Origin of the sequence: Companilactobacillus formosensis (genome assembly GCF_005405305.1) — a bacterium.
GTDB lineage: Bacteria > Bacillota > Bacilli > Lactobacillales > Lactobacillaceae > Companilactobacillus > Companilactobacillus formosensis.
Map to the genome: position 1 here is coordinate 133,100 of NZ_BJDU01000004.1, position 25,748 is coordinate 158,847.

The following is a 25,748-nucleotide window of genomic DNA, read 5'->3' on the forward strand; positions in this document are numbered from 1 at the left end:
TAACTATTAATTATTTAATTTTTTGTAGCAACTTTATATTGGTATATATAAAAATAACGTTCTAACATCGGTTTTGAGGATTAAGAAAAGAGTGATTGATATGTTAACTAATAAGAAATGCATGAAACTAGGAACGACTATTATTTCAGCGTTAGTATTAACGTCTTTATCAGGACAAACTGTGGAAGCTGCAACAACGAATACTTCTGCTAGTTCAACGGCTACGCCAACAACTGCTACGACGGAGACAGTATCGCCAACAATAACGACCAGTGTGACAACCGCACCAACGACTTCAACGACAGGTTCAACAACTTCAAGTTCAACAGTCCCAAGCTCAACAACTTCAAATACGGCAAGTGGGACTTCGACAACATCCAGTTCAACCACTGCACCAGAAACAACGTCTACTACTACATCAGCACCAGCAACAACGCCAACGACTTCAACAACGAATACTTCAACAGCAAATACTACTGGTACAACTGCACCAACTGATACAACTACAAGTGGTACAAGCACGCCAACAACCTCGACAACGGGTTCAACAACTGGAAATTCTTCAGCAGCTACTACCGGGACAGGTACGACAAGCCAAACTACTTCTGGTAGTACTGCAGGAGCAACTTTACCAGCTTCAAGTTTGCCAGTAAGTGTTCCAACGGCATTACCCGGCGGTCAAACTAATATTACAGCTGATACTGGAGGCTATAAGTTACCAGCTAATTTGACCGATAGTACTGTAGTTGATTTTTCAGATGCTACTTTGGCTGGGATGGTCAGACAGGCTCTAGGATTGAAGGCTACTGATCCAATCACAGTCGGAGATATCAAGAATTATCAACCGTTGACAGTTACTTTGACATTGGATGAATCACAATATTTGGCTCAAAATCCTGCTACAGCCAATTTGACACAATCTGAATATACGCCAATTGAAAGTTTGGATGGGATGCAATACTTACAACTATTACCACACGATACGATTAGTTTTACTGGTAGATTAGGTTCAGATGCCAATGCTAATCCAAGTTTGGAACCTATGTATGGTATCAAACTCAATCAACTAGAATTGATTGGTAATTATAGTGACAATTCCAAGAAGGAAATTAATGTCAGTCAAATCGCTAAATTGGAAACACCAATTGGCAGTGCTTATTTTGCCGGAGACGATGGTTTCAATGGTATTACTAATGATGAATTGAAGACTTTGGCACCTTGGGTCATTCAATTTTCTAATGATTCAACTGGCGGTAGTTTAGTTATGAATGGCAATACTATCAGTGACTTTTCACCACTAGGCGGTATCAATAGAAATACTAGTTTTAGCATCAATACAACTGGCGGTGTTTATGATCCAACTACCGTTTATGGTGTCGTCGGTCAACCAATGCAATTTACTTCAACTCCGGTCAAAGGACTTGATGGTGAAGATGTTTCTTCAAATTACGGTTTCACTATGAATACTGCTAGTCCAGCTTACGGTGACTTGACTGCCAAAGGAAACGACACTTATGTAATTCAAAATCCTACTGGTTCATATGATGAATTAGTTTACGGTGATTCTGGATTTGATCCTAAATATAATCCTACTTACAATCTTGGCGGGGTACTAGTCAAACAATATGGTACTACTCAGTGGATCAACAATATGATCCATGCTCAACCAGTCGTATGGCAAACTGGTCCTAGTGTTGAAATCAAATATACTAATAGTGATGGCACACCAATTTTGAATGCTAATGGTCAACCATTAACTAAAACTGTTACTGGAACAACGATTGGTGACAGCTTTGATTTGAGTGGTGATACTGCAATTGATGGCTATACTTTGGAAACTCCAACACCAGCATTGCAAGGTAAATATACACAAGATCCACAAACAATAACTTTGACATACAAAGCTATTCCTAAGTCAACTTATACTGGAACAACTAGTTCTGGTTCAACAACGACTCCATCAACACCAACTACTCCACCAACTTCTGATGATGAGGTACAATCAAGAATTCCAGTAACTGTTGATTCTTTGTCTGGTCCTCAAACTGGAGAAAATGAACTCTTAGCTAGCTTAGGAGTTAAAGCAACAACAACTATTAACGGTCAGAAATTTTACCAAGTAGGTTACGGACAATGGGTTGAAGCCAGTTCGTTTACTGATACTGAGTTTTCTAAACCCGGAACGGTCAGAACCTATAACAGTATCGTTGATTTGGTTGATGGCTCTGGTAAAGAAATTGGTAGAGTTGTATCTCCAAGTTCAGGTTGGAAATACAGTAAGATAGTGACAATTGACGGCAATGATTACTATCAAGTAGCTACAAATGAATTCGTACCTGTAAAGAGTGGTATTCCTTATACTGCAGTACCAACAACTACTTCAGTTGCTCTCACGACTTCAACACCAATTTATAATTCTAAAGGTGAAAGTATTGGAACGACTTTGTCAGCAAATACTAGTTGGAGAACCGATAGCTATGCCACAATCAACGGTGAAAAGATGTATCGTGTCGCCACTGATGAATGGATTCCAGCTAGTTCATTAACAACTTATCAACCAATTACTTCTACTTATACAGCTAAGGGAGAAATTCCACTTTATGATCATACAGGTAAATTGATTGGTAAAACTCTAGCTTCTGGAACATCTTGGAAGACTGATCAACTTGCTACTATCAATGGTCGAGAATATTATCGTGTTGCTACAAATGAATATGTTTTAGCTTAAAGAAATAGCCCCTACATTAATTTGTAGAGGCTTTTTTGTTATTTCTTTTGTTGTTTTTGTTGAATTAATTTAACTTTTTCTAAAATACCCTTGTTGAAAGCTTTCATATACTCATCGCGATTGGCAAAATGTTTATTTTGGAGTTGATCTTGAACATCGACCCAATCGTAATAATTGATAGGAATTTTATTTCTATTATTGTTTTTGACGTACAACTCGGCAAAATTAGGATCATCTTGAATCAAAGTTGTTAGCCAAATATAGTGAGTATCTTGGTATTGTAAATAGTACTGGTTCTTACTATCAATAGTATTTTGATATTCTGAATATTCAATTTGCATATCAAAAGTTTTACCGTAGTTTCTGGCAATTAAATCCATTCGTGCGCCCAATACTAAAGCAATCAAGGCAAAGACTGGGAAAATGTATTTTTCATAAGCATCAGTCAGTAAATCAATATTGATTACTATTATAGTAGAAAAGAGTGCATAGGTTGCAAACATACATCTGGAACCAAAGGGTGAAACGACCAAAAATGGTGCGATAACAACGAAACCGGATAATAGTAGAAAAAGGTTGGCAATTCTTAATTTGATATTTCTTATTTTGTAAGAGTATAAGATAACGATGATACTGAATAATAATAGTAGAACTCCGACAGTAATCAGAGTTTTAGGTGTAAATTGTGTTTTTAAGTAATTAAACATCGTGTCGGATTTGGCTGAACCAGAAACTGAACGATAAGAATCTTTTCCAAATAAAATTTTTAAATAGGCACCATTGATAAACATGAAAAAGGCACCAATAATATTTCCTAAAAGAATCCAATTGAGAATTTTTTTGAATTCAGTTCCGAAATGTTTTCTTAAGAAAATCCAAACTAGCACACTATTAAAACAGTTTAAAAGCGTTACGTGTTCGGCAAAAAATTGAGCAAAAATTGAAGCTAGAAAAATCAAAATGACTATAGTTCGATAATAATGAATTTCTTTGTCGTAATTTTTTAAGACTAAGTAAAGCATGAATAATGGAAAGACAACTGATGGAACGTAGTTAGCGAATCCTGCATGCCAACCTAGAATTTGTTTAAAAATAACTTTTGGAGTTATTAAGATGGCAATTGTCATTAAAGATGAAGAAACTAATCCTAAAGATTTAGGAGTTTTTATTTGATCTCTGATTTTTTGAACCAAAAAGACGATCAAAGTCATGAAAGTTCCATAAGCAATAAATGACAGTGGTTTGATTTTAGTAATGGAAATAACTAGTAAATCTCCTAAATAACGTCCATCGTATTTCAGGAAGATGCCTTGAGGAAAATAGTTGCTACCGAAGTAAGTACCCCAATGCAAGTCATCGCCAAGTAGTGGCATCCACAGACCAATCAGGCCGAAGATAATGAAAATGATGAAATAAAAACTTAGTTTAGCTGTTCTTGTCATATTGTGTCCTCTCGAAGTATCTTTTACTAGGATATATTCATTTCGGTTTTCTAGCAACAAAAAATCTATACTTGCTACTAGATATGTCATATTGATAAAATATTTACGTAGATAATTGTGCATGTTAAGATTGATTTTGCAAACGATTACAGAAAAGGTGAAAATTTCATGAAAAAAACAAGAGTTATCAACTCTAATATTTCACGTGTCATCGCTCAAATGGGCCATTTTGACACGCTGGGAATTGGTGATGCCGGAATGCCAGTTCCAGCAGATACTGAAAAAATTGATTTAGCAGTTGAAGCAGGCCTGCCTAGTTTCATGCAAGTGCTCGAAAATGTCTTGAGTGAATTAGAAGTGCAAAAAGTCTATTTGGCTGAAGAAATCAAAGTTCAAAATCCAGAACAACTGGCTGCTGTGAAAAAAGTTATCGGTGATACACCAATTGAGTTTATTCCTCATGAAGAAATGAAGAAGGACTTGAGTAATACTAAAGCGTTCATTCGAACAGGAGAGGAAACACCATATTCAAATATCTTACTTGAAAGTGGCGTTGTTTTTTAGAGAGGTTTTAAAATATGAAGAAAATTGTTGTATTAGGTTCAATTAATATCGATACTATTTTAAATATTGCTCGTTTACCTTTACCTGGTGAAACAATGGCAATGCACGGTCGTTCCATTGCTGGTGGCGGAAAAGGTGCTAATCAAGCAATTGCGGCTGTTCGTGCCGGAGCAGAAACGTCATTTATTTCAAAAATTGGAAAAGATCATGCGGCTGACTTTATGATCGATACTTTTAAGTCAGATGGCTTAAATATTCAAAATGTTACTGAAGACGATGTAGCAGGTACTGGTAAAGCTTATATTTTATTAGATGACAATGGTCAGAATAGTATTTTAATTTATGGTGGAGCTAACCAGACAATTACGGTCGAAGATATTAGAAATGCTTCTGAAACAATCAAATCAGCTGACTGCTTGATCACTGAATTTGAAACACCCCTAGAAGCATCAACTGAAGCTTTTAAGATTGCTAAAGAAAATAATGTTTTAACTATTTTAAATCCTGCTCCAGCTAAGCAAAATATTCCAGAAGAGTTGTTGAAGCTTACTGATATCATCGTTCCTAACGAAACAGAAGCTCAAGCAATTACAGGAATTGAGGTTGTTGATGAGCCTTCAATGGTTCAAGCTGCAAAAAAAATGCACGCAATGGGTGTAAAGAATGTTATAATAACCGTCGGTGCTAATGGATCATTTTATTCACAATCTGAAAAGAGTGGTTTCGTTAATGCCTATAAAGTTAACACTGTTGATACAACAGCTGCCGGTGATACATTTATCGGATATCTAGCTTCTAAGTTGGATTCAGATTTAAGTAATATCGAGGAAGCGATGAAATTTGCTAGTAAAGCATCTTCTATTACAGTTCAAACTCAAGGTGCTCAGAATTCAATTCCTTATGTCAAAGATGTTGAAATTTAAGTATTTGTAAACGAAACTTTACTCTAAGTTCATTGTAATAATTGGTCAAACATGTTAATATAATAGTTGTATTTTTGAATGGTGAATGGTTCGAATGGTTTGAATGTTTCGTATTTTAGACTTTCTTCCATGATGTACCACGAAATAATGCACAAAAAATATTTTAGTTATCAGGAGGAATAGTCTGATGGAACACGGAACAGTTAAATGGTTTAACGCAGAAAAAGGCTATGGTTTTATTACACGCGAAGATGGTAGTGACGTATTTGTTCACTTCTCAGCAATCCAAGGTGACGGTTACAAGACACTTGAAGAAGGTCAATCTGTAACATTCGATATCGAAGATTCAGATCGTGGCCCACAAGCTTCAAACGTTGTTAAGGACTAATTAATAAACTTTGAGCAAAAAGTCAACTCGTAAGAGTTGGCTTTTTTTAATGCCTTTTTTTACTCTCACGATAATTTACATAAACTTTACAGTAACTAAACATTAAGAGTTTATGCTTAAGACTCAACATTGTGGGGGTCAATATGCAAAAAGCTTGGCAAAGAAATTTTAAAATTTTATGGTTTGGTAGCTTTATTACTGATATGGGCAATGCGATGACATTGCCTTTTGTTGTCTTATTCATTGATACATTAGGTGATTTTACCCAAACACAGCTGAATTTTTTAGGAGCAGCAGCTTTTTCTCTGACTTATTTAATGAAGGCATTCGTTTCGCCACTTTGGGGTCGTCTAGCTGATTTAAAGGGTCGGAAATTGATGTGTTTGAGAGCTTCCGGGGTGATGACGATAACAATTTTTATGGTAGGACTGTCGCCTAATGTTTGGTTTTTATTATTCTTTCGAGCGTTACAAGGAGCTTTTTCGGGATATATCAACAATGCGAATGCTTTAATGTCGGTTTCTGCACCAAAGGGTATTCAAGGTCGAGTAATGAGTAAATTGGTGACTGGTAGTATCACAGGGACCTTGATAGGACCTTTGATTGGTAGTTTTTTGGCAACAGCGGTTGGTTATCGAGGGGCTTTTTTTCTAACGAGTTTTTTAATGGGATTGGTTTTTGTAACAACATTATTCGGTGTTAAAGAAAATTTTGTGCCCATCACGAAAGAAAAATTGCAGCCAGCTTTACCATTAATGAAGAAAATTGGTTGGTCATTCTTTTTAGCCTTATTTTATTCGCTCTTAGCCATTCAAGCTACGACCAATGCAATTACACCAATGATAAGTTTATTAGTCCGAGAGCTTGATTCTCATGGTTCTAATTTAGTTCTTATCACTGGTATCGTCTCAGCTGCTCCTGGATTAGCAACAATTCTTATGGCAGGACTAGTTGGTCGATTAATTGACAGACTGGGAGCGTTAAAAAGTATGATTTTATTTTTACTCTTGGCAATATTCAGTTTGATAATGACCAGTTTGGTACAAAATGTTTGGGAATTGATCATTTTTCGATTTATTTTGGGGATTTCTGATGCAGCCTTGATTCCAGCAATTCAAGTTTTAACTGTACGAAATGTACCAAAACAAATCTTTGGACGAGTTTTCAGTTATAATCAATCCGCACAGTCGTTTGGGAATGTTCTTGGTCCAATGCTTGCGGCTGTGATTGCTACAGGTCTAGGTTATAAAAGCATTTTCTTATTCTGCGCTATTTTAGAAGTTGTAGCCTTGATACTATGGGTTTTGTATACAAAACGGCAAGGCTTAAAACTTGATAGTCTAAGACATTTTTAAAATTCTTTTTCAAATCATAAAAAGTTCAAAGTTATCGGCTATAATTAGAGTTAATAAACTTAAAAGGGATAGATCAATTGCCACAAAAGAGAAGATATACAGCGCACAAGAGTTATCGGCGCAAACGAAGCAAAAAAAATAATAATACAACTTTTATTTTGTTAGCCATCGTCGCTGTTTTTGTAATCAGCTTTTTTGGATACAGAAGATATGTCCAGTATCAAAACGAAACAAAGGTTGAAATGGTCCAGCAAGAGCACAATTCTTTCGTTAAAAAGGTGGCTCCATATGCAGTCGAATTAGGTGAAGAATATGGTGTTTTGCCTAGTATAACGATTGCTCAAGCAATATTAGAGAGTGATTGGGGTACTAGTACATTAGCTAGTCAGTATAATAATTATTTTGGTATTAAGGGTGAAAATCCTGATAATACTAAGGTTTTACAGACGAAGGAATATACTAATGGTCAATGGACAACCATCAACGGGCGTTTTCGGGTTTATTCGGATTTTCGTGAGTCAATGAAGGATCATACAAAATTGTTAGTAAATGGTACCTCGTGGAATCCGCAACAATATAGGCAAGTTCTTCAATCGAAGAATTATATCGATGCGGCAGTTGCGTTACAAACTGATGGATATGCGACTGATCCTGGTTACACAAGTAAAATTATTCGGATTATACAGAAATATAATCTAAAAAAATACGATCAAGGTATCAAGTGAAAATCAAAGTATGATAGACTCTAATTATTCTATTAAATAGGGGAGAACGTAATGAAGGAACTAGAAGAAAGAATCAGAAAAGATGGTCGAGTTTTAGGCAAAGATGTGCTTAAAGTTGATAGTTTTTTAAACCATCAAGTTGACCCAATGTTAATGGAAAAAATGGGCGAAGAATTTTACAACCATTTTAAGGATGCTGGTATCAATAAGATTTTGACAGTGGAATCTTCAGGTATCGCACCCGCAGTTATGACTGGATTGAAATTTGAGGTGCCAGTTGTTTTTGCTAGAAAGCACAAATCAGTTACTTTAACTGATGACTTGTATACATCAGAAGTTTATTCATTTACGAAAAAGACTTCTAATCACATCAGTATCGACAAACGTTATTTATCAAAAGATGATACTGTTTTGATTATTGATGACTTTTTGGCTAACGGACAAGCTGTCAATGGATTGGATACCATTATTGAGGATGCTGGTGCTACTTTAGCTGGAATCGGTATTGTAATTGAAAAATCTTTCCAAAAGGGAAGACAATTGATTGATAAATCTGGAATTCCGATTTATTCATTAGCACGTATCAAGGCTTTTGAAAATGGCCAAGTAGTCTTCCAAGACGAAGAGGATTAGTAATAGGAAGGTGGAATTATGACTTTTATTGCGCCCGGTAAGACTTTAGGAATAATCGGCGGCGGCAGTGAAACTTATATATTTGAATTGGAAGCTAAAAGAATGGGCTTTAGAACCATGCTTTTAACAGCTGAGGAAAAAGATATTGCGACACAAGCTGCGGACAGTTTTTTGGTTGGAACTTTAGAGAACCTTGAAAATCTAAGTGAATTGGGCCGTAGAAGTGACCTTCTATTGTACATGGATGAAAATTTCGATAGTACGCTTTTGAAAAAATTGTCAGAAGACTTCAATGTGGTTCAAGGAGCTGATTTGTTAGGCATTGCCCAAGATCGGTATATCGAGAGAACCTTTTTGAACGACTTGAATATTAACGTTCCACCGTTCTTTTCAATCGTTACGGTCAATGATATAAAAAAAGCCGTCGAAGAGATTGGTTTTCCATGTGCACTAAAACCGATTCAAAAGAATCAAACTATCTTAAAACGCCATATTTTGTACAACGCTGAAGATGTCGAGCAAGTGCAAAAATTACTCCAAGATGGAACTTATATTTTGGAAGCTTGGATCGATACTAAAGCTGAGTATTCTATTATGGTCAGCAAGAGTAAAGATAAAAAAATCCATACTTTTCCGATGATTCGAGAAATATATGATGGTACGCATTTGATGAGTTCTTTCATTTATAAGAAGAATAATCCCGATGTGGAAGCAGAAATGCAGCGAGTTGCTTTGATGGTAGCGGAAAATGTTGATTATGTGGGAGTCTTTGGCATAGGTTTCATCCTATCTCAATCCGGGGTTTTGTACGTCAAACGAATTTTCCCAGGAATCAATTATTCAGCTAATGTTTATCAAGAAGCAACAGGCATTTCTCAATTTGAATTACATATCAGAGCGATTTGTGATTGGCCCATTCCTGAAATTTTTCCAATGGTCAATGCAGCTACCTTGAAGATTATTGAAGGTAACTTGCCACAGAGTTTGGATCTACTTCAGGAGAAAGCACAATGGAAATTTAACTATTACACAGGTTTTAAAGCTAAGAATCAAGCCGATAGGGATGTCGGTTATATTTCAATTTTTTCTGACGATGTCGAAGAATTAAAGAATGATATCTTAACAACTAATATTTGGAGAGTAGAATAATTCATGATTGATAGATATGTAACTGAACAAATGAAACCAATTTGGACGGATCAAAATAGATTTCAAGCTTGGCTCGAAGTAGAAATTGCAGCCGTAGAAGGTTGGAGCAAGCTTGGAGAAATCCCTGCAGAAGATGCAAAATTGATTGCTCAAAATGCTAAGTTTGATGTTTCAGAAATTGCTGAAATCGAAAAACAAACTAAGCACGACGTAGTTGCTTTTACTAGAGATGTTTCACGTTACTTAGGACCAGAAAGAAAATGGGTCCACTTCGGCTTAACTTCAACTGATGTTGTTGATACAGCCTATGGTTACTTGATGAAACAAGCTAATGATATTATTCGTGAAGATTTGAATGAATTTCTCGAAGTAGTTAAACAAAAAGCTTTGAAGTACAAAGATACACCAATGATTGGTAGAACTCATGGTGTTCACGCTGAACCTACTACTTTTGGTTTGGTATTAGCTAACTGGTACTCAGAAATTAAGCGTGATATCGAAAGATTCGACCATGCTGCTAAGGGTGTTGAAGCTGGTAAGATCAGTGGTGCAGTTGGTAGTTACGCTAATGTACCAACTAGTGTTGAAAAATTTGTTTGTGATAAATTGGGTATTCGTGCTCAAGAAATTTCAACTCAAGTTCTTCCAAGAGATCTTCACGCTGAATACATCCAAACAATGGCCTTGATTGCCACATCAATTGAACGTTTTGCTCTAGAAGTTCGTCACTTGCAAAGAACTGAAGTTAGGGAAGCTGAAGAATTCTTTGCTGCTGGACAAAAGGGTTCAAGTGCTATGCCGCACAAACGTAATCCAATTGGTTCAGAAAATGTTACAGGGTTGGCTCGAGTAATTAGAGGACATGCCTTTACAGCTCTAGAAGATGTGCCATTGTGGCATGAACGTGATATTTCACATTCTTCAGCTGAACGTGTCATTATTCCTGATACAACTGAATTGCTAGATTACATTCTGAGAAGATTTACTAAGATCACAAAAGATTTAACAGTCTTCCCAGATAAGATGCTTGAAGATATGAACATCACACACGGTTTGATTTACTCACAACGTGTCTTGTTGAAGTTAGTTGAAGCTGGCTATTCTCGTGAACAAGCTTATGACATTGTTCAACCAATGACTGCTAAAGCTTGGGATGAAAAGAAGGACTTCAGAACGATGCTTGAAAATGATACACGTGTAACTGACAAATTGTCTGATGCTGATCTTGATGATGCTTTTGATTATCACTGGCATTTGAGAAATGTTGATGAAATCTTTAAGCGTGTTGGATTGGAATAGGAATTTGAGTTAAGGTTCCGTCCTCCATAGCAAAGAAAATTTGGCTGGAACGTAGTGGGCACGACTTGGAGCCTTTGCTATTCCGGACTAAATAGTGGTTTCTATCTTTATATAAATTACTTTAGAAAATTAATAGAGGATGTTATTGGAATTGTAGTATATTGCTGCATTTCTAGTAATGTCTTCTTTTTTGTCGGAAAAGGAAATAGAGTTGTTATTAAAAAGTATGTGTCTAATTCAATTTAAATAGAAATTTAAATCTAGTCGGGAGCAAAAGCCCTGTGATGGCTCAGCCGGCAAATTATTCTTAGCGATTTATCGCTTAGAATAAGACCAATCTTGAAGCCTTTGCCCGCACTTGGTCTTAGCAAAGGCTTCAAGTTGCGTCGCCAGCGTTCCAGCCAATCACAGGGCTTTTGCGGACGACGGCATCCTACACCAAAAACTAAATAATAAATTTTTCCACACAAAATAAAAACCAAACAAATTCAGAAATACCTAGTAAGAAATCGCTTCAAAAACTAAAACATACGTTCTAAATTGAACCATAGATTTTCGCTCTATTGATAAAAATTTGCTACAATATAAACAGCTATTTTTAAGTACAACTAATTTTTTTACACAAAGATTTGAGGGAGTTATAAATTGGACAATACAATGCTAAAAGGTCTTAACCCAGAACAACAAAAAGCAGTTAAGGCAACAGAAGGACCACTTTTGATCATGGCAGGTGCTGGTTCAGGTAAGACACGTGTTTTGACTCATCGTGTGGCCTATTTGATTGAAGAAAAAAATGTCATGCCTTGGCACGTCTTGGCGATTACTTTTACTAATAAAGCCGCTAAGGAAATGAAGGAAAGAATTGGCAAACTACTTGATGAATCAGCAAGCGATGTTTGGGTTTCAACTTTCCACTCTCTTTGTGTAAGAATTTTAAGAAGAGATATCGACAAAATGGGTAAGCCCAAAACATTTACGATTGCTGACCCTAGTGAACAAAGAACTTTGATGAAACAAATTTTGGTAAAGATGAATCTTGACCCTAAGCGTTATGATCCTAGAGCTCTTTTGGGAACTATCAGCAATGCTAAGAATGAATTGCAGACTCCAGCTGAATATGCCAAAGTTGCTGCTACTCCTTATGAACAAACGGTTGCGACAGTTTACGATGCTTATGCCAAGGAAATGGATCGCAATAACTCACTTGATTTTGATGATTTGATTATGCAAACGAGTGAACTATTTGACCAAAATCCCGATGTATTAGAGAAATATCAAGAGAAATTCCAATACATCCACGTTGATGAATATCAGGATACTAATGAAGCTCAATACAAATTAGTAAAACAATTAGGTGCAAAATATCGTAATGTTTGTGTAGTTGGTGATGCTGACCAGAGTATTTACGGTTGGCGTGGTGCTAACATCCAAAACATCATGAACTTTGAAAAAGATTACCCTGAAGCTACAACAATTAAATTGGAACAAAACTATCGTTCAACTAAGGTGATTTTGAAAGCTGCCAATGAAGTTATCAATAATAATTCCAATCGTAAGCCTAAGGAATTGTGGACTGATAACTCTGAAGGTGACAAGATTAAGTTTTATCGTGGTCAAAGCGATACTGACGAAGCTTTGTACGTAATTGACCAGATTAAAGATTTATTGTTGCAAGGCTATAATTACGGTGATTTCGCTGTTTTGTACAGAACTAATGCTCAATCACGTAATTTTGAAGATAAGCTTATGAAGGCTAATATTCCTTACAAGATTATTGGTGGACATAAGTTCTACGATCGTAAAGAAATCAAAGATATCCTAGCTTACTTGCGTTTGATTGCTAACCACGATGATTCGATGAGTTTTCAACGTGTTATCAACAGTCCTAAACGTGGGATTGGACCAGGTACTATCGAAAAATTACAAACTTTTGCTGACGAACACAATTGGTCATTATTAGAAGCAGCTGAAAACATTGAATTATCACCATTAGCGGCTAAACCACGTAAGACTATCGGTGAATTTGCTAAAGTAATTGATGATTTAACTAAGTTATCTGAAGACCAATCAATGACAGTTTTGATGGATCATTTATTAGAAGATTCTGGTTATGTTGAAGAATTGAAGAAACAAAATAATCTTGAATCTCAAGCTCGAGTAGAAAATATCGAGGAACTTTTGACTGTTACGACTCAATTTGACCAAAGTTATGAACCAGATGTTGATGTTGATGAAACTCGTTTAACAACTTTCTTGACTGAATTGTCATTAGTTAGTGATCAAGATGAAGTTGAAGAAGACCAACAAGAGGTAACTTTGATGACTTTGCATGCTGCTAAGGGATTGGAATTTCCAGTAGTCTTCTTAGTCGGTATGGAAGAAGGAATTTTCCCATTAGGACGTTCATTATTGAAAGAAGACGATCTAGAAGAAGAACGTCGTTTAGCTTATGTGGGAATTACTCGTGCTGAAAAACGCTTATACATCACTAACGCTATTAGTAGAATGCTGTATGGTCGCATGCAAAGCAATCCAACTTCAAGATTCGTCAATGAAATTCAAGAAGATGCTATTGAACCTGTCAATCCAGTTGCGGGCAATCTTGCTGGAGCTAAGAAAGAGAAATATCCATTCAGCAAAAACCGTCGTCGGATGGCCACAACTCCAACTTATCAATCACCAACTTTGAAATCTAAGGGAGCTTCAGGTGCTGAAAAACTCACTTGGAACGTTGGCGATAAAGTTGAACATAAGAAGTGGGGTCAAGGAACAGTTGTCAAAGTTAACGGTTCTGGCAACAATGCTGAATTAGATGTGGCATTCAAGAGCGAAGGCGTTAAACGTCTATTAGCAGAATATGCTCCAATTAAAAAAGTTACTGACTAAGAGGTGAAAGCATGGCTGATTTAACTAAAGAACAAGCTAGTCAAGAATTAGACAAAATCCGTCCCCAACTAAATAGTTGGCGTGATGCTTATTACACTAAAGATGCGCCGGTCGTAGAAGATAATGTCTACGATAAGTTATACAATCGTTTATTAGAAATAGAACAAATGTATCCGGAATTAGTAACTCCAGATTCACCTTCGCAACAAGTTGGTGATGTGACTTTACCTGATTTCAATAAAGTAACCCACGATATTCCAATGCTTTCAATGGGGGATGTCTTTTCTGAGGAAGAATTGGCAGAATTTAATGACCGAATTGAAAAAAACGTTGGACATGAGGTTGATTATAATGTTGAATTAAAAATTGATGGTTTATCACTGTCATTAATTTATGAAAATGGTATCTTAGTTCAAGGTTCAACTCGTGGTAATGGAACAATCGGTGAAAATGTGACTGAAAATGTCAAAACTATCGAAGATATCCCGCAAAAGCTCAGTCGACCACTTTCAATTGAAGTTCGTGGCGAATGTTTTATGTCGAAAAAAGAATTTTTACGTTTAAATCAAGAACGTGAGAATGAAGGTCAACAAGTTTTTGCCAATCCTAGAAATGCGGCTGCCGGTAGTTTGCGCCAATTGGATCCTAAAATCACTGCTTCAAGAAAACTCGATACGTTCATGTATACGATCGTAACTTTTGATGGAATGAACGTTACAACACAACATCAAGCTTTGGAAACATTGAAAGAACTAGGATTTAATGTTAATCCAACTGCTCAAGTAACGACTGGTTTAAAAGGTGTGCAAGACTTTATCGAACATTACGGCGAAGTACGTGATGACTTGGATTACGGTATTGATGGGGTTGTTTTAAAAGTCGACGATTTAGCTTTGCAACAACAGCTTGGAAATACCGTCAAAGTACCACGCTGGGAGATTGCTTATAAATTCCCACCAGAACAATCAGAAACAATCGTTCGTGATATTACTTGGACGATTGGTCGGACGGGAGTTTTGACACCTACAGCAGTAATGGATCCGGTACAATTAGCAGGAACGACTGTTTCTAGAGCAACCTTGCATAATGAAGATATGATTCGCCAAAAGGATGTTCGAATCGGAGATACTGTACTTTTGCACAAAGCCGGTGATATCATACCTGAGGTTTCACAAGTAGTTTTGAAGAAACGTCCAGCTGATTCGACTCCAGCAGTCATTCCAACTAATTGTCCTTATTGTGGTTCAGAATTGATTCACTTAGAAGATGAGGTGGCATTACGTTGTATTAATCCTAAATGTCCAGCTCAAGTCAAAGAACAGTTGACGCACTTTGCTTCTCGAAATGCGATGAATATTGACGGTCTAGGACCTAAAATTATCGAGCAACTCTACACGAAAGAGTTAGTCAAAGATGTTGCTGATATTTACAAGTTGACTGCCGATGATTTAGCTACATTGGATGGTTTCAAAGAGAAATCAATTAACAACTTGTTGACGGCGATTGATAATTCCAAGAGTAATTCTGTCGAACGATTGATCTTTGGTCTCGGAATCAGACACGTTGGTGCCAAAGCTGGTCGAATTTTGGCTGAGAATTTCGGTAGTTTGGACAACTTAATGTCAGCTTCTAAAGAAGAAATTTTAGAAGTAAATACGATGGGTGAAATTATTGCTGACAGTATTGTGACTTATTTTGCCAATGATGATGTTAAAAAGTTGATAAATGAACTAAAATCGGTAAGTATTAACATGAATTTTATCGGTAGTTCAAATTCTAATGAAACAAATAGCCATTTTACTGATAAAATAATTGTTATAACCGGAACTTTACAAAATTATAAACGTTCACAATTGTCTGAAAAGCTTGAAAATTTGGGTGCTAAAGTCACGAGTTCAGTTACTAAGAAAACTGATATTTTGATTGCTGGTGAAAAGGCCGGTAGTAAATTGACTAAGGCTCAACAATTGGGAACGCAAATTATTGATGAAACAACATTATCTGAATATTTGGATGATGGAGAGTAGGAGAACAGATTTGAAAAAATTCTTAAAAACTACAGCGTTACTACTGATGTGTTCAATCTTTTTAGCTGCCTGTGGAAATCTACAAGATTCCACCCTTTCATCAGGTGGCGGTGATTCTTCAAAGAGTACAGTTCAGACAACATCTTCGTCTGATTCAAGTAGTTACGATGTTTTATTAAGTAATGGAAAGTACAAAACTAGTCCAATTTCAGGTTTGACTGCAGCTGATAATAGTAATCAGTTCAACAGTAGAAGCTTTGAAAGTGGTTTGATGAAATTGTCTAAAAAACAATTTTCAACTAATTCATATGTTTTCCAAGAAGGCCAAGTGCTTTCTGCCAGCACCGTTAATAAGTGGTTAGCTCGTAAAAGTAAGAAGAATCCAACTGGATTGAATCCAGCTTCTAATGGTTCAACTGCTCCTACTAAGCGAACACCAATGTATTTACAACAATTGCTTGAAGAAGATTATCTTCAAAAACAAGATGGTAAATATAAATTGGCTGGTATTTCAATCGGAGTTGCGATGAACAAGATCGATTATTACCAAAAGAAGCAATATGGTGCTACTTACAAGACCACTATTACAGAAGCTGAACAAAAAGAACAAGGTCAACGAATTGCTAAAGAAATCGTTCAACGCTTGCGTAAAGAAGATAAAGTGGGTAATATTCCTATTGTTGTGGGATTATATTCAGTGGCCCCTGAGGATACTTTAGTTGGAGGAAATTATTTCCAATATTCCTTCAGTAAGAGTGGCGAATTAGGTAACTGGAGTGATTTAGACTATAAGAGTCAAATGTTGCCAGTTGTTAATGGTGATACAGCAATTAGCAGTAGTGATTCCGATGCCTTTTCTAACTTTAAGACACACATCCAAGATTACTTCCCTAATCTTTCTGGTGTTACAGCTCAGGCTCATTACGATGGTACTGACCTCAAATCATTGGATGTTACGATTAATACCCAATTTGACGGTTTAGCTCAAATCACTAGCTTTACTCAATTCGTTCAACAGAGTGCAACTAAATACTTACCATCTGGTGCTGATTTGGATATTAATATTCAAACCGTTGACGAGCAACAAGCCGTTGTAACTAGAACTAATGGTAAATTCTATTCACATGTTTATGATGCAGATTAAAAAAGGAGAAACTTATGATTTCAAAAGATGAAATTTTACACGTTGCCACATTGGCTAATTTGAAATTCCAACCTGACGAAGTTGATAGTTTTGTCGATCAATTAGATAAGATCGTCAACATGGAAAGCAAACTATCAAGCGTTGATACAACTGGAATTGAACCTACATACAATATGGGTGACACAAGTACAGTCTTCCGTGAAGATAAGGGAATTCATACTCAAACTAGAGAACAAATGCTTGAAAATGTTCCTGAAACTGATAATAACCTTATCAAGGTACCAACAATTGTTGACAAGGAGGACGACGAATAGTGGATTACATGAAGGAAACAATCAATTCATTGCACCAAAAACTTGCTGACAAAGAGTTGACTGCTCAAGATTTAACACAACAAACTTTAGATAATATCAATGCTAAAGAAGACAAACTAAACGCCTTTATCACTGTTAACGATAAGGCTGTTGATGATGCTAAGAAAATTGACGAAAAGGGTATCAACGGACGTTTAAGTGGTATTCCAATCGCAATCAAGGATAATATCGTTACAAATGGCATCAAAACTACTGCTGCAAGTAAAATCTTGTACAACTTTATGCCAGTTTACAGCGCTACAGTTCTAGAAAAACTAGAAAATGCTGGTGCAATTGATATTGGTAAAACTAACCTTGATGAATTTGCTATGGGTTCATCTACTGAAACATCACATTTTGGAACAACTAAGAATCCTTGGGACTACAGTCGTGTTCCTGGTGGTTCTTCAGGTGGTTCTGCTGCTGCTGTTGCAAGTGGTGATGTAGTAGCTGCTTTAGGTACAGATACTGGTGGTTCAATCAGACAACCTGCTGCCTTTAACGGAATTTTTGGTATCAAACCAACATACGGTCGTGTTTCTCGTTGGGGCGTTATTGCCTTTGCTTCAAGTCTTGACCAAGTTGGTGTAATGTCAAAACGTGTCGAAGATTCAGCTGAAGTTCTTTCTGTAATTGCTGGTCATGATGATCATGATTCAACTAGTTCAGAAAAAGAAGTTCCTGACTATCGTGCTAACTTGAACAAGGATATGACAGGCGTTAAAATTGCCGTTCCTAAAGAGTTCTATCACGAAGGAACACACAAAGATATTTTGGACAATGTGAATAAAGCCCTCGAAGCTTACAAGAAGATGGGTGCTACTGTTGAAGAAGTTAGCTTGCCATCATTGAAGCATGCCGTTGAAGTTTATTACATTCTAGCTTCCAGTGAAGCTTCATCTAACCTTCAAAGATATGATGGTGTTAGATATGGTTACCGTGCTAAGGATGTTAAGAACATCAAAGACTTGTTTGTAAACTCAAGATCTGAAGGATTCGGTGATGAAGTAAAACGTCGTATCATGCTTGGTACATTTGCATTGTCTGCCGGTGCTTACGATGCTTACTTCAAGAAAGCCGCTCAAGTAAGAACTATCTTCATCAATGAAATGTCAAATGTCTTAAAAGACTATGATTTAATTATGGGACCTTCAACAACTACACCTGCTTTCAAGATTGGTGAAAAAGTTGACGATCCATTGGCAATGTACATGAACGATATTTTGACTATTCCAGCTAACCTAGCCGGATTGCCAGCTGCTTCAGTACCTGCAGGTTTAGCCGACGGTATGCCAGTTGGTCTACAAATTATCGGTAAGCCATTTGCTGAACAAGACGTCTTCAATGCAGCTTATGCATTACAAGAAGAAAATAAATTCTATGAACAAATACCAACTGCACTTAAGGGGGAAGACTAATGAATTTTGAAACAACTATCGGACTAGAAGTTCACGTTGAATTAAAGACTAAGTCCAAGATGTACAGTCCTTCACCAGTTGCTTATGGTGCTGAATCTAACGTTAATACCAATGTGATTGACTTTGGTTTTCCAGGAACATTACCAACTGTAAATAAAAACGGTTATCGTCTAGGTGTCATGGTAGCTTTGGCATTGAACGCCGAAATTGAGCACCATACACACTTTGACCGTAAGAACTACTTCTATCCAGATAATCCAAAAGCTTATCAAATTACTCAACAAGACAAGCCATTGGGTCATGATGGGTATGTTGAAATTGAAGTTGATGGACAAAAGAAAAAAATCGGTGTTGAAGAACTTCACGTCGAAGAAGATGCCGGTAAGAATACCCACGGTAACAACGGCTATTCATACGTTGATTTGAACCGTCAAGGTACTCCTTTGATTGAAATTGTTTCAAAACCTGATATGCATTCTCCTGAAGAAGCTTATCAATATCTAGAAAACCTTCGTAAGATCATCCAATTTACTGGTGCATCTGATGTTAAGATGGAAGAAGGTTCAATGCGTGTTGATACTAACATCTCAATTCGCCCAGTCGGCTCAGATACTTATGGTACAAAAGTCGAATTGAAGAACTTGAACTCATTCAACCACGTTAAGTTAGGTCTAGCTTATGAAGAAAAACGTCAAGCTAACATCTTGAAACAAGGTGGACACATCGGTCAAGAAACTAGACGTTTTGATGAAAAGACTGGCGAAACATTCTTAATGCGTGTTAAGTCTGGTGCTGATGATTATCGTTATTTCCCAGAACCTGACTTGCCAGATTACGAAATTTCACCAGAATGGGTTGCTGAAATCAAAGCTGAATTGCCAGAATCAGCTGCCAAAAGACGTGCTCGTTATATTAATGAATTAGGAATTCCTGAATATGATGCCGGCGTTTTGACAGATACTAAGGAAATGTCTGACTTTTTTGATGAAGCCGTTTCTTACAAAGCTAATCCAAAATTAGTTTCTAACTGGTTGATGGGTGAAGTTAATGGTTACTTGAATGAAAAGAAGGTTGGTTTGTTAGATACTAAGTTGACACCAGAACACTTAGCTAAGATGATCAATTTGATTTCTGATGGAACTATTTCTTCTAAGATTGCTAAGAAAGTCTTCAAGGAAACAATCAGTAATGGAACAGAACCAGAAGAATGGGTTAAATCTAAAGGTCTTGTTCAAGAATCTGATCCTGCTGTCTTGAAACCAATGATTTTGGAAATCTTGGACAACAATCAACAATCAATCGATGACTTTAAGAACGGTAAAGATCGTGCTGTCGGTTACTTGGTTGGTCAAATCATGAAACAAACACACGGACAAGCTAACCCTAAAGTCGTTAACAAGATTTTGATGGCAGAGTTAAATAGTCGTTAGTGAGGGAAAGATATGCGTGCTAGACTGATTTATAATCCAACTTCAGGTCATGAGACCATGAACAGTAATGTTGGAGACATTTTGAATATTATTGAAAAAGCTGGTTATGAGGCTAGTGCCTATCGAACGACACCGAAAAAAAACTCAGCTCAAAATGAAGCCAGACGAGTAGCTAAAGAGGGTTTTGAGTTAATAGTTGCTGCTGGTGGGGATGGTACGATCAATGAAGTTGTTAACGGAATTGCCGATTTAGACAAACGTCCAGAATTAGCAATTATTCCGGCCGGAACAACTAATGATTACGCCCGAGCTTTGAAAATTCCCCGTGATGATGTAGTTGAAGCAGCTAAAATTATTCTTAAAGGACAAAAATTACCAGTCGACATTGGTCAAGCTGGTGAAAAGTACTTTATCAATATTGCCGGTGGTGGGTCGATGACCGAATTGACTTATGAGGTTCCTTCAGCTTATAAATCAATTTTGGGATACTTGGCTTATCTAGTTAAAGGTGCCGAATTACTACCACGAGTTAGTCCAGTTGATATGCACATTGAATACGATGATGGCGTATTTGATGGAAAAGCGACGATGTTTTTAATTGGATTGACTAATTCAATCGGTGGGATGGAACAAATCGCCCCAGACTCAGTAATTGGCGATGGAACATTCTCATTAATCATTGTTAAGGAAACTAATTTGCGTGATCTAGTTCATTTGATTGCCTTAGTTCTTAATGGTGGTCGCCATGTTTACAATCCAAAGGTTATTTATACTAAGACGAAGAAAATCTCGGTTCATGCCAACGATGGCAATCGTCTGATGGTTAACCTTGATGGTGAATATGGTGGGGATGCGCCAATGGTGTTCACTAATTTGCATAATCATTTGAATATTTATGCGGATGTGGATTCTATTCCGCTCAAAGCAATTGATACATCAACTCTTAGTGAAAAAGATGCTGGTGAAAAGATCATCGAAGAAGAAAAAAATCTTGATGATGATGAAAAAGAAGATAAATAAAAAAAGAATTTAGAAGTGGATCATATTGATTCTTTCTTAGTTAGGTTAGTATTTAAATTGTTGTCACTACCGACTAGATAATGTTTCGTTTCTTTTATATCAAATAATTAGGAAATAAAGAATAGAACAACTATCTAGTCCGGAATACTTCAACTAACCAAGATTAAGAAAAAATCTCATTTTTGGACACTTCTTTTTTCTATGTATAGGTGAAAAATGGAAAAACCAAATTTAAAAAAGAATCAAGAAATAAAACTGAATATCGAGGACTTGTCATACGAAGGGAAAGGTGTTGCCAAGGTTGACGATTTTACACTCTTTGTTGATAATGCTTTGCCAAATGAAACTGTTAAGGCTGTTATTACTCGTGTGAATAAGAACTTCGGTTTTGCAAGAACTTTGGAAGTCTTAAAGGAATCTCCAGATCGTGTTCACGATATCGACGCCGTTTATGCTCAAACTGGGATTGCTCCTTTGAGTCATTTGAAATATGACAAGCAGCTTGAATTCAAACGTAACCAAGTCGTAACTGATTTTGACAAGATTGGTTTGAAGGACGTTGTCGTTAACAAAACTGTTGGAATGGAATCACCATTCAACTATCGTAACAAGGCTCAAGTGCCTGTACGTCAAATTAATGGTAAATTGACAACTGGTTTTTATCGTCGTCGCTCACATGATTTAGTACCAATGGAAAACTTCTTGATCCAAGATCCTAAAATTGATGCTGAAATCTTACGTGTGCGTGATATTTTGCGTAAATACAACGTTCGCGGCTACGATGAAAAGAACCAAAAGGGACAAATCAGAACTATCATGGTACGTCGTGCTTACTTTACTGGTGAAATGATGGTTGTCTTGGTTTCGCGTACGCCGGACATTTCTCATTACAAAGACATCACGAAAGAAATTTTGGACAATCCTGAAGTTAAGTCATTGTTCCTAAACATTAATTCAAAGAACACTAACGTGATTTTTGGTCAAAAGATGACTTTGCTCGGCGGTAAGAAGTACATTGATGACAAGATTCTAGGACATACTTATCGAATCTCACCACGTTCTTTCTACCAAGTTAACCCTGTTCAAACCCAAAACTTGTATCAAATGGCTATCGATAAGGCTGAATTAACTGGTAAAGAAAATGTTGTCGATGCTTATTCTGGTATCGGTACAATCGGTTTGTCGCTTGCAGACAAGGCTAAACACGTTACTGGTATTGAAGTTATCGAAGATGCTGTTAAAGATGCTGACCAAAATGCTAAACTCAACAACATCACAAACGCTGACTTCGTAGTTGGTAAGACTGAAGATGTGTTGGATGAGTGGGCTAAGAATGACATCTCAGTTGATGTTTTGATGGTCGATCCTCCACGTAAAGGGTTGGCTAGTTCTTTGATTGATTCATTGAAGAATATCAAACCAGAAAAAATCGTTTATATCAGTTGTAACCCAGCTACTTTGGCTCGTGATTTGTCATTGTTAAGCGATACTTATGAGATTGGCGATGTGACACCAGTTGATATGTTCCCAATGACGAACCATATTGAAAGTGTTACTCAACTTAAATTGAAATAGTTATAAAAAATTCCTTCAAAGATTTATTTTTTTGAAGGAATTTTTTGTATGCTTTTACTTTAGTGAATTAAAAAACAAGAAATTGCAACAAGAATTAGATAAAATAAAGACAAAAGACAGTATGTAGAAATAGGGTAGACATCGATGAAAATAATTTTTGCGGTTGGGGCAATTTTAATAGCAATATGGCAAATCTTTGTTTCCAAACAGTATTTTGACAGTATAAAAAAACAATCAAGTCCAGTTATTTTGTCCTTGATTGCTTTGATATTTAGTTTGATTTTTGCAACTGTATTGTTGATTTGGGGTGTCAAAACTTTGATTGGTTTCTAATCAGGGTTTGGGCACTTTTTTATTTGGTGCTTGATTGATGCCGTTACCCACGATGTATTGATGGAAGATATTGATGAATTGTTCGCTATCGATCATATCGGAGTGTTGAGCTTTTGAACCGGTTAAGGTAATTAAGGTATAACGCTTGATATGACCTTCGTAGATGTATTTACCAGCATCGACACTACCTAGTGGAACGATGCCGTCATCGGTATACAACTGGGTTCCGGCGATTGAATAATAAGTCAAATCAGTTGGGATTTTGTCACGATTCTTGATTAATTCGTGGAGCATTTGAGTCCGGTTAGCAGTATTCTTTTCTTCAAAGTTATAAGGGGTTCCGACTGTCAGCATATGGTTGACACTAATTGAGGAATCATCGAAATAATCTTCAAAGAAGTAGGTCCAAATTAGACCACCATTAGAATGTCCAAAGGCGTTAAAGGTATTGAAACGATATCTTTGCTTCAGTTTGTTAAAAGCAATATTGAACCAAGCAGCTTGTTTCTTGATATTGGAATAGCCATCATTATTATTTTCAAAACCGACGACGATGAATGGTTGATTATCATTTGCCCGAATTTTACCAGTATAAGTAATCTTGCCATTTGTGTGAACCGTCATCTTCAATAGAGAATGATGTTCACCATATTGATTGTTGATTGTCTTGACTAAGTCATCGAAACGATTGGCTGTGGCACTAGAACCGGGAATCATAATAATTGGTGACATTGGTGAATTGTATCGTCCAGCCAAAGTAGTGACATTTTTTCTCGTCCAAATATAAGAGGGAACACCTAATATAATAAAAATTAAGATTAAAAAGATAAGATATTTAACATTTTTATTTCTTTTGAATTCACGGCGCATTACTTAACACCTTCTTCAAGACCGAGATTATCCAATATTTTGACCTTAGCGGCCATTTTGACGAAGGGGATATAGATCCATGTTGAAATAACTACAGCTAGAATAGAGAACATTAAAGCCCTCCAGCTGCCGTTTGTGCCAATGAAGGCAATTAGTGGTCCCGGAGTTCCAATGGGCACAGGATAGACGCTAGGTGGCATTAAATGTAAAGCTATGGCAACAGCTGCCATCAACATGTTAGCAATTGGTGCCAAGATGAATGGAATCAAGAAGATGATATTGAATAGGACAGGAATCCCTGCCATAACGCCACTGCCAATATTAAAGATACTAGGAATCATAGCCCAACGAGCAACTGTTTGAAAATCTTTATCTTTAGAAACAATCAAGATAGCGATGATCAAGCCCAGAATTGAACCCGTTCCACCAAAGGTGGCAAAAGCATGATAAAGAGTTGAACTTGTAAAAGGATTAGGAGCGTTCCAAGCAGTGTGTTTTTCTAAGGCATAATTCAAATTGACAGTTGAAAGGACATCCATTTTTTCAACACCAAGAGCCGAATAAGTTCCAGACCAACCGAAGAAAGACATAATCAAAGTGTAAATTGAAAAGATCAATGTTTTGAACAGTTGAGCCCAATCATTGTTAGAAGTATATTCAGAAGCAAGTGAATTGATAAAGTTGCCAGGGGCTTCTGAATAATAAGTAATATTGATGAAAGTACTGAACAGCATTGCAATCAATAATGAAAAAATGATTGGTTTCAAAGAAATAAAAGTTCTTTCCAAGACATTGTTATTTGGTTGAGTGTCAGGAATTCGTTTACTACATTTCTTGAATAACCACCCGATGAAAATACCCCAGAGGATTGCGAAGAGTAGCCCTTTCATTCCTAAGATTTGGGGATGAAAAGAGATCGGCTGGATTTTAGAGTATGAGTAATCGACAATCAGAAAAGAACTGACGCCAGTAATGCCCGCTAGTTGATCGTCACGATTGAAATATTTGGCGCTGTATTTAGCTGCTCCAAAGACTGCAATCACAGACACCCAACCGAGTGACATGTTGTATAAACCGGATGCGATATTTTCCAATTGTCGGTAGATAAAATCGTTGCCAATCGTAGGGAAGACATCAGTTAAAAAACCTTCTCTTCCCAAGACGATGGTTTGAATTATTTTAATGAAACTACCGAATAAGGCAAACGGAAAAATCAATAATAAAGTCCGTTGAATTATTCGATACAATAGTAATTTTTGAATCTTTAAAGTTAAATGTATTAGCTTTTCTTCGAATTTATTATTAAATTGAACTTGCATGAAAATGCCTCATTTTTTTCATATATGTTTCCAAGAAAAGTATAACCTCAAACAAAAAAAGCTGCCATTATAAAGAGCATTTAAATAATTGGAATATTAAATAATAATTTTAATATCTTTTTAATGAAAATATATAATTTAAATTATTTAAATATAGAAAAAATAAA

Annotated in this window: 21 protein-coding genes; 18 read left to right on the top strand and 3 right to left on the bottom strand. The window is 36.5% G+C overall.

All coding sequences use genetic code 11. The annotated features are described in order from the left end of the window. The first annotated feature begins 100 nt into the window (after positions 1 to 100). Positions 101 to 2,728, top strand: coding sequence for an SLAP domain-containing protein (locus FFM65_RS06010; RefSeq protein ID WP_137610101.1), 2,628 nt, complete (start codon positions 101 to 103; stop codon positions 2,726 to 2,728). A gap of 38 nt (positions 2,729 to 2,766) precedes the next feature. On the opposite strand, the gene FFM65_RS06015 is transcribed toward FFM65_RS06010, so the two are convergent. Next, on the bottom strand, positions 2,767 to 4,170 hold the full coding sequence (locus FFM65_RS06015) for a cation-translocating P-type ATPase (RefSeq protein ID WP_119318109.1): 1,404 nt from the start codon (positions 4,168 to 4,170) through the stop codon (positions 2,767 to 2,769). 168 nt (positions 4,171 to 4,338) lie between these two features. On the opposite strand from FFM65_RS06015, the gene rbsD reads away from it, so the two are divergent. From rbsD to FFM65_RS06100, 17 genes are all read left to right on the top strand, one after another. Beyond that, positions 4,339 to 4,734, top strand: a complete 396-nt coding sequence (gene rbsD / locus FFM65_RS06020; RefSeq protein ID WP_119318110.1) for a D-ribose pyranase — start codon at positions 4,339 to 4,341, stop codon at positions 4,732 to 4,734. Positions 4,735 to 4,748: 14 nt separating this feature from the next. Beyond that, positions 4,749 to 5,657, top strand: a complete 909-nt coding sequence (rbsK, locus tag FFM65_RS06025) for a ribokinase (protein ID WP_119318111.1) — start codon at positions 4,749 to 4,751, stop codon at positions 5,655 to 5,657. Between the two features lie 187 nt (positions 5,658 to 5,844). Beyond that, positions 5,845 to 6,045, top strand: a complete 201-nt coding sequence (locus FFM65_RS06030) for a cold-shock protein (RefSeq protein WP_057812991.1) — start codon at positions 5,845 to 5,847, stop codon at positions 6,043 to 6,045. 143 nt (positions 6,046 to 6,188) lie between these two features. Then, the gene (locus FFM65_RS06035; protein ID WP_119318112.1) at positions 6,189 to 7,400 is read left to right on the top strand and encodes an MFS transporter; all 1,212 of its coding nucleotides are present in this window, start codon (positions 6,189 to 6,191) and stop codon (positions 7,398 to 7,400) included. 77 nt (positions 7,401 to 7,477) lie between these two features. After that, on the top strand, positions 7,478 to 8,125 hold the full coding sequence (locus FFM65_RS06040; protein ID WP_119318113.1) for a glycoside hydrolase family 73 protein: 648 nt from the start codon (positions 7,478 to 7,480) through the stop codon (positions 8,123 to 8,125). A gap of 51 nt (positions 8,126 to 8,176) precedes the next feature. Continuing rightward, complete coding sequence (locus FFM65_RS06045) at positions 8,177 to 8,758, top strand: xanthine phosphoribosyltransferase (protein WP_119318114.1); 582 nt, start codon at positions 8,177 to 8,179, stop codon at positions 8,756 to 8,758. Between the two features lie 18 nt (positions 8,759 to 8,776). After that, complete coding sequence (locus tag FFM65_RS06050; RefSeq protein WP_059074111.1) at positions 8,777 to 9,907, top strand: ATP-grasp domain-containing protein; 1,131 nt, start codon at positions 8,777 to 8,779, stop codon at positions 9,905 to 9,907. A 3-nt stretch (positions 9,908 to 9,910) separates the two neighbouring features. Beyond that, positions 9,911 to 11,206 carry an adenylosuccinate lyase gene (gene purB / locus FFM65_RS06055; RefSeq protein WP_119318115.1) on the top strand — a complete coding sequence of 432 codons (1,296 nt, stop codon included), beginning with the start codon at positions 9,911 to 9,913 and terminating at the stop codon, positions 11,204 to 11,206. Positions 11,207 to 11,863: 657 nt separating this feature from the next. Next, the gene (gene pcrA, locus FFM65_RS06060; protein ID WP_119318199.1) at positions 11,864 to 14,092 is read left to right on the top strand and encodes a DNA helicase PcrA; all 2,229 of its coding nucleotides are present in this window, start codon (positions 11,864 to 11,866) and stop codon (positions 14,090 to 14,092) included. A gap of 11 nt (positions 14,093 to 14,103) precedes the next feature. Then, the gene (gene ligA / locus FFM65_RS06065; RefSeq protein ID WP_119318116.1) at positions 14,104 to 16,119 is read left to right on the top strand and encodes an NAD-dependent DNA ligase LigA; all 2,016 of its coding nucleotides are present in this window, start codon (positions 14,104 to 14,106) and stop codon (positions 16,117 to 16,119) included. A gap of 10 nt (positions 16,120 to 16,129) precedes the next feature. Continuing rightward, the gene (locus tag FFM65_RS06070; protein WP_119318117.1) at positions 16,130 to 17,263 is read left to right on the top strand and encodes a CamS family sex pheromone protein; all 1,134 of its coding nucleotides are present in this window, start codon (positions 16,130 to 16,132) and stop codon (positions 17,261 to 17,263) included. Between the two features lie 14 nt (positions 17,264 to 17,277). Continuing rightward, positions 17,278 to 17,577, top strand: a complete 300-nt coding sequence (gatC, locus tag FFM65_RS06075) for an Asp-tRNA(Asn)/Glu-tRNA(Gln) amidotransferase subunit GatC (protein ID WP_057812970.1) — start codon at positions 17,278 to 17,280, stop codon at positions 17,575 to 17,577. Further along, positions 17,577 to 19,034 carry an Asp-tRNA(Asn)/Glu-tRNA(Gln) amidotransferase subunit GatA gene (gene gatA, locus FFM65_RS06080; RefSeq protein ID WP_119318118.1) on the top strand — a complete coding sequence of 486 codons (1,458 nt, stop codon included), beginning with the start codon at positions 17,577 to 17,579 and terminating at the stop codon, positions 19,032 to 19,034. Before gatC ends, gatA begins: the two co-directional genes overlap by 1 nt. Next, positions 19,034 to 20,464, top strand: a complete 1,431-nt coding sequence (gatB, locus tag FFM65_RS06085) for an Asp-tRNA(Asn)/Glu-tRNA(Gln) amidotransferase subunit GatB (RefSeq protein WP_119318119.1) — start codon at positions 19,034 to 19,036, stop codon at positions 20,462 to 20,464. The genes gatA and gatB overlap by 1 nt, the downstream gene beginning before the upstream one ends. A gap of 12 nt (positions 20,465 to 20,476) precedes the next feature. Next, positions 20,477 to 21,484: a diacylglycerol kinase gene (locus FFM65_RS06090; RefSeq protein WP_119318120.1), complete on the top strand. Its 1,008-nt coding sequence runs from the start codon at positions 20,477 to 20,479 to the stop codon at positions 21,482 to 21,484. A gap of 216 nt (positions 21,485 to 21,700) precedes the next feature. Next, positions 21,701 to 23,059 carry a 23S rRNA (uracil(1939)-C(5))-methyltransferase RlmD gene (rlmD, locus tag FFM65_RS06095; protein WP_119318121.1) on the top strand — a complete coding sequence of 453 codons (1,359 nt, stop codon included), beginning with the start codon at positions 21,701 to 21,703 and terminating at the stop codon, positions 23,057 to 23,059. A gap of 144 nt (positions 23,060 to 23,203) precedes the next feature. Next, complete coding sequence (locus FFM65_RS06100; RefSeq protein WP_119318122.1) at positions 23,204 to 23,392, top strand: hypothetical protein; 189 nt, start codon at positions 23,204 to 23,206, stop codon at positions 23,390 to 23,392. Here the strand turns inward: FFM65_RS06100 and FFM65_RS06105 are convergent, their stop codons facing one another. Beyond that, on the bottom strand, positions 23,393 to 24,262 hold the full coding sequence (locus FFM65_RS06105) for an alpha/beta hydrolase (protein WP_119318123.1): 870 nt from the start codon (positions 24,260 to 24,262) through the stop codon (positions 23,393 to 23,395). It abuts the gene before it with no gap. Beyond that, positions 24,262 to 25,581: a PTS transporter subunit EIIC gene (locus FFM65_RS06110; RefSeq protein WP_119318124.1), complete on the bottom strand. Its 1,320-nt coding sequence runs from the start codon at positions 25,579 to 25,581 to the stop codon at positions 24,262 to 24,264. The genes FFM65_RS06105 and FFM65_RS06110 overlap by 1 nt, the downstream gene beginning before the upstream one ends. Positions 25,582 to 25,748 lie beyond the last annotated feature (167 nt).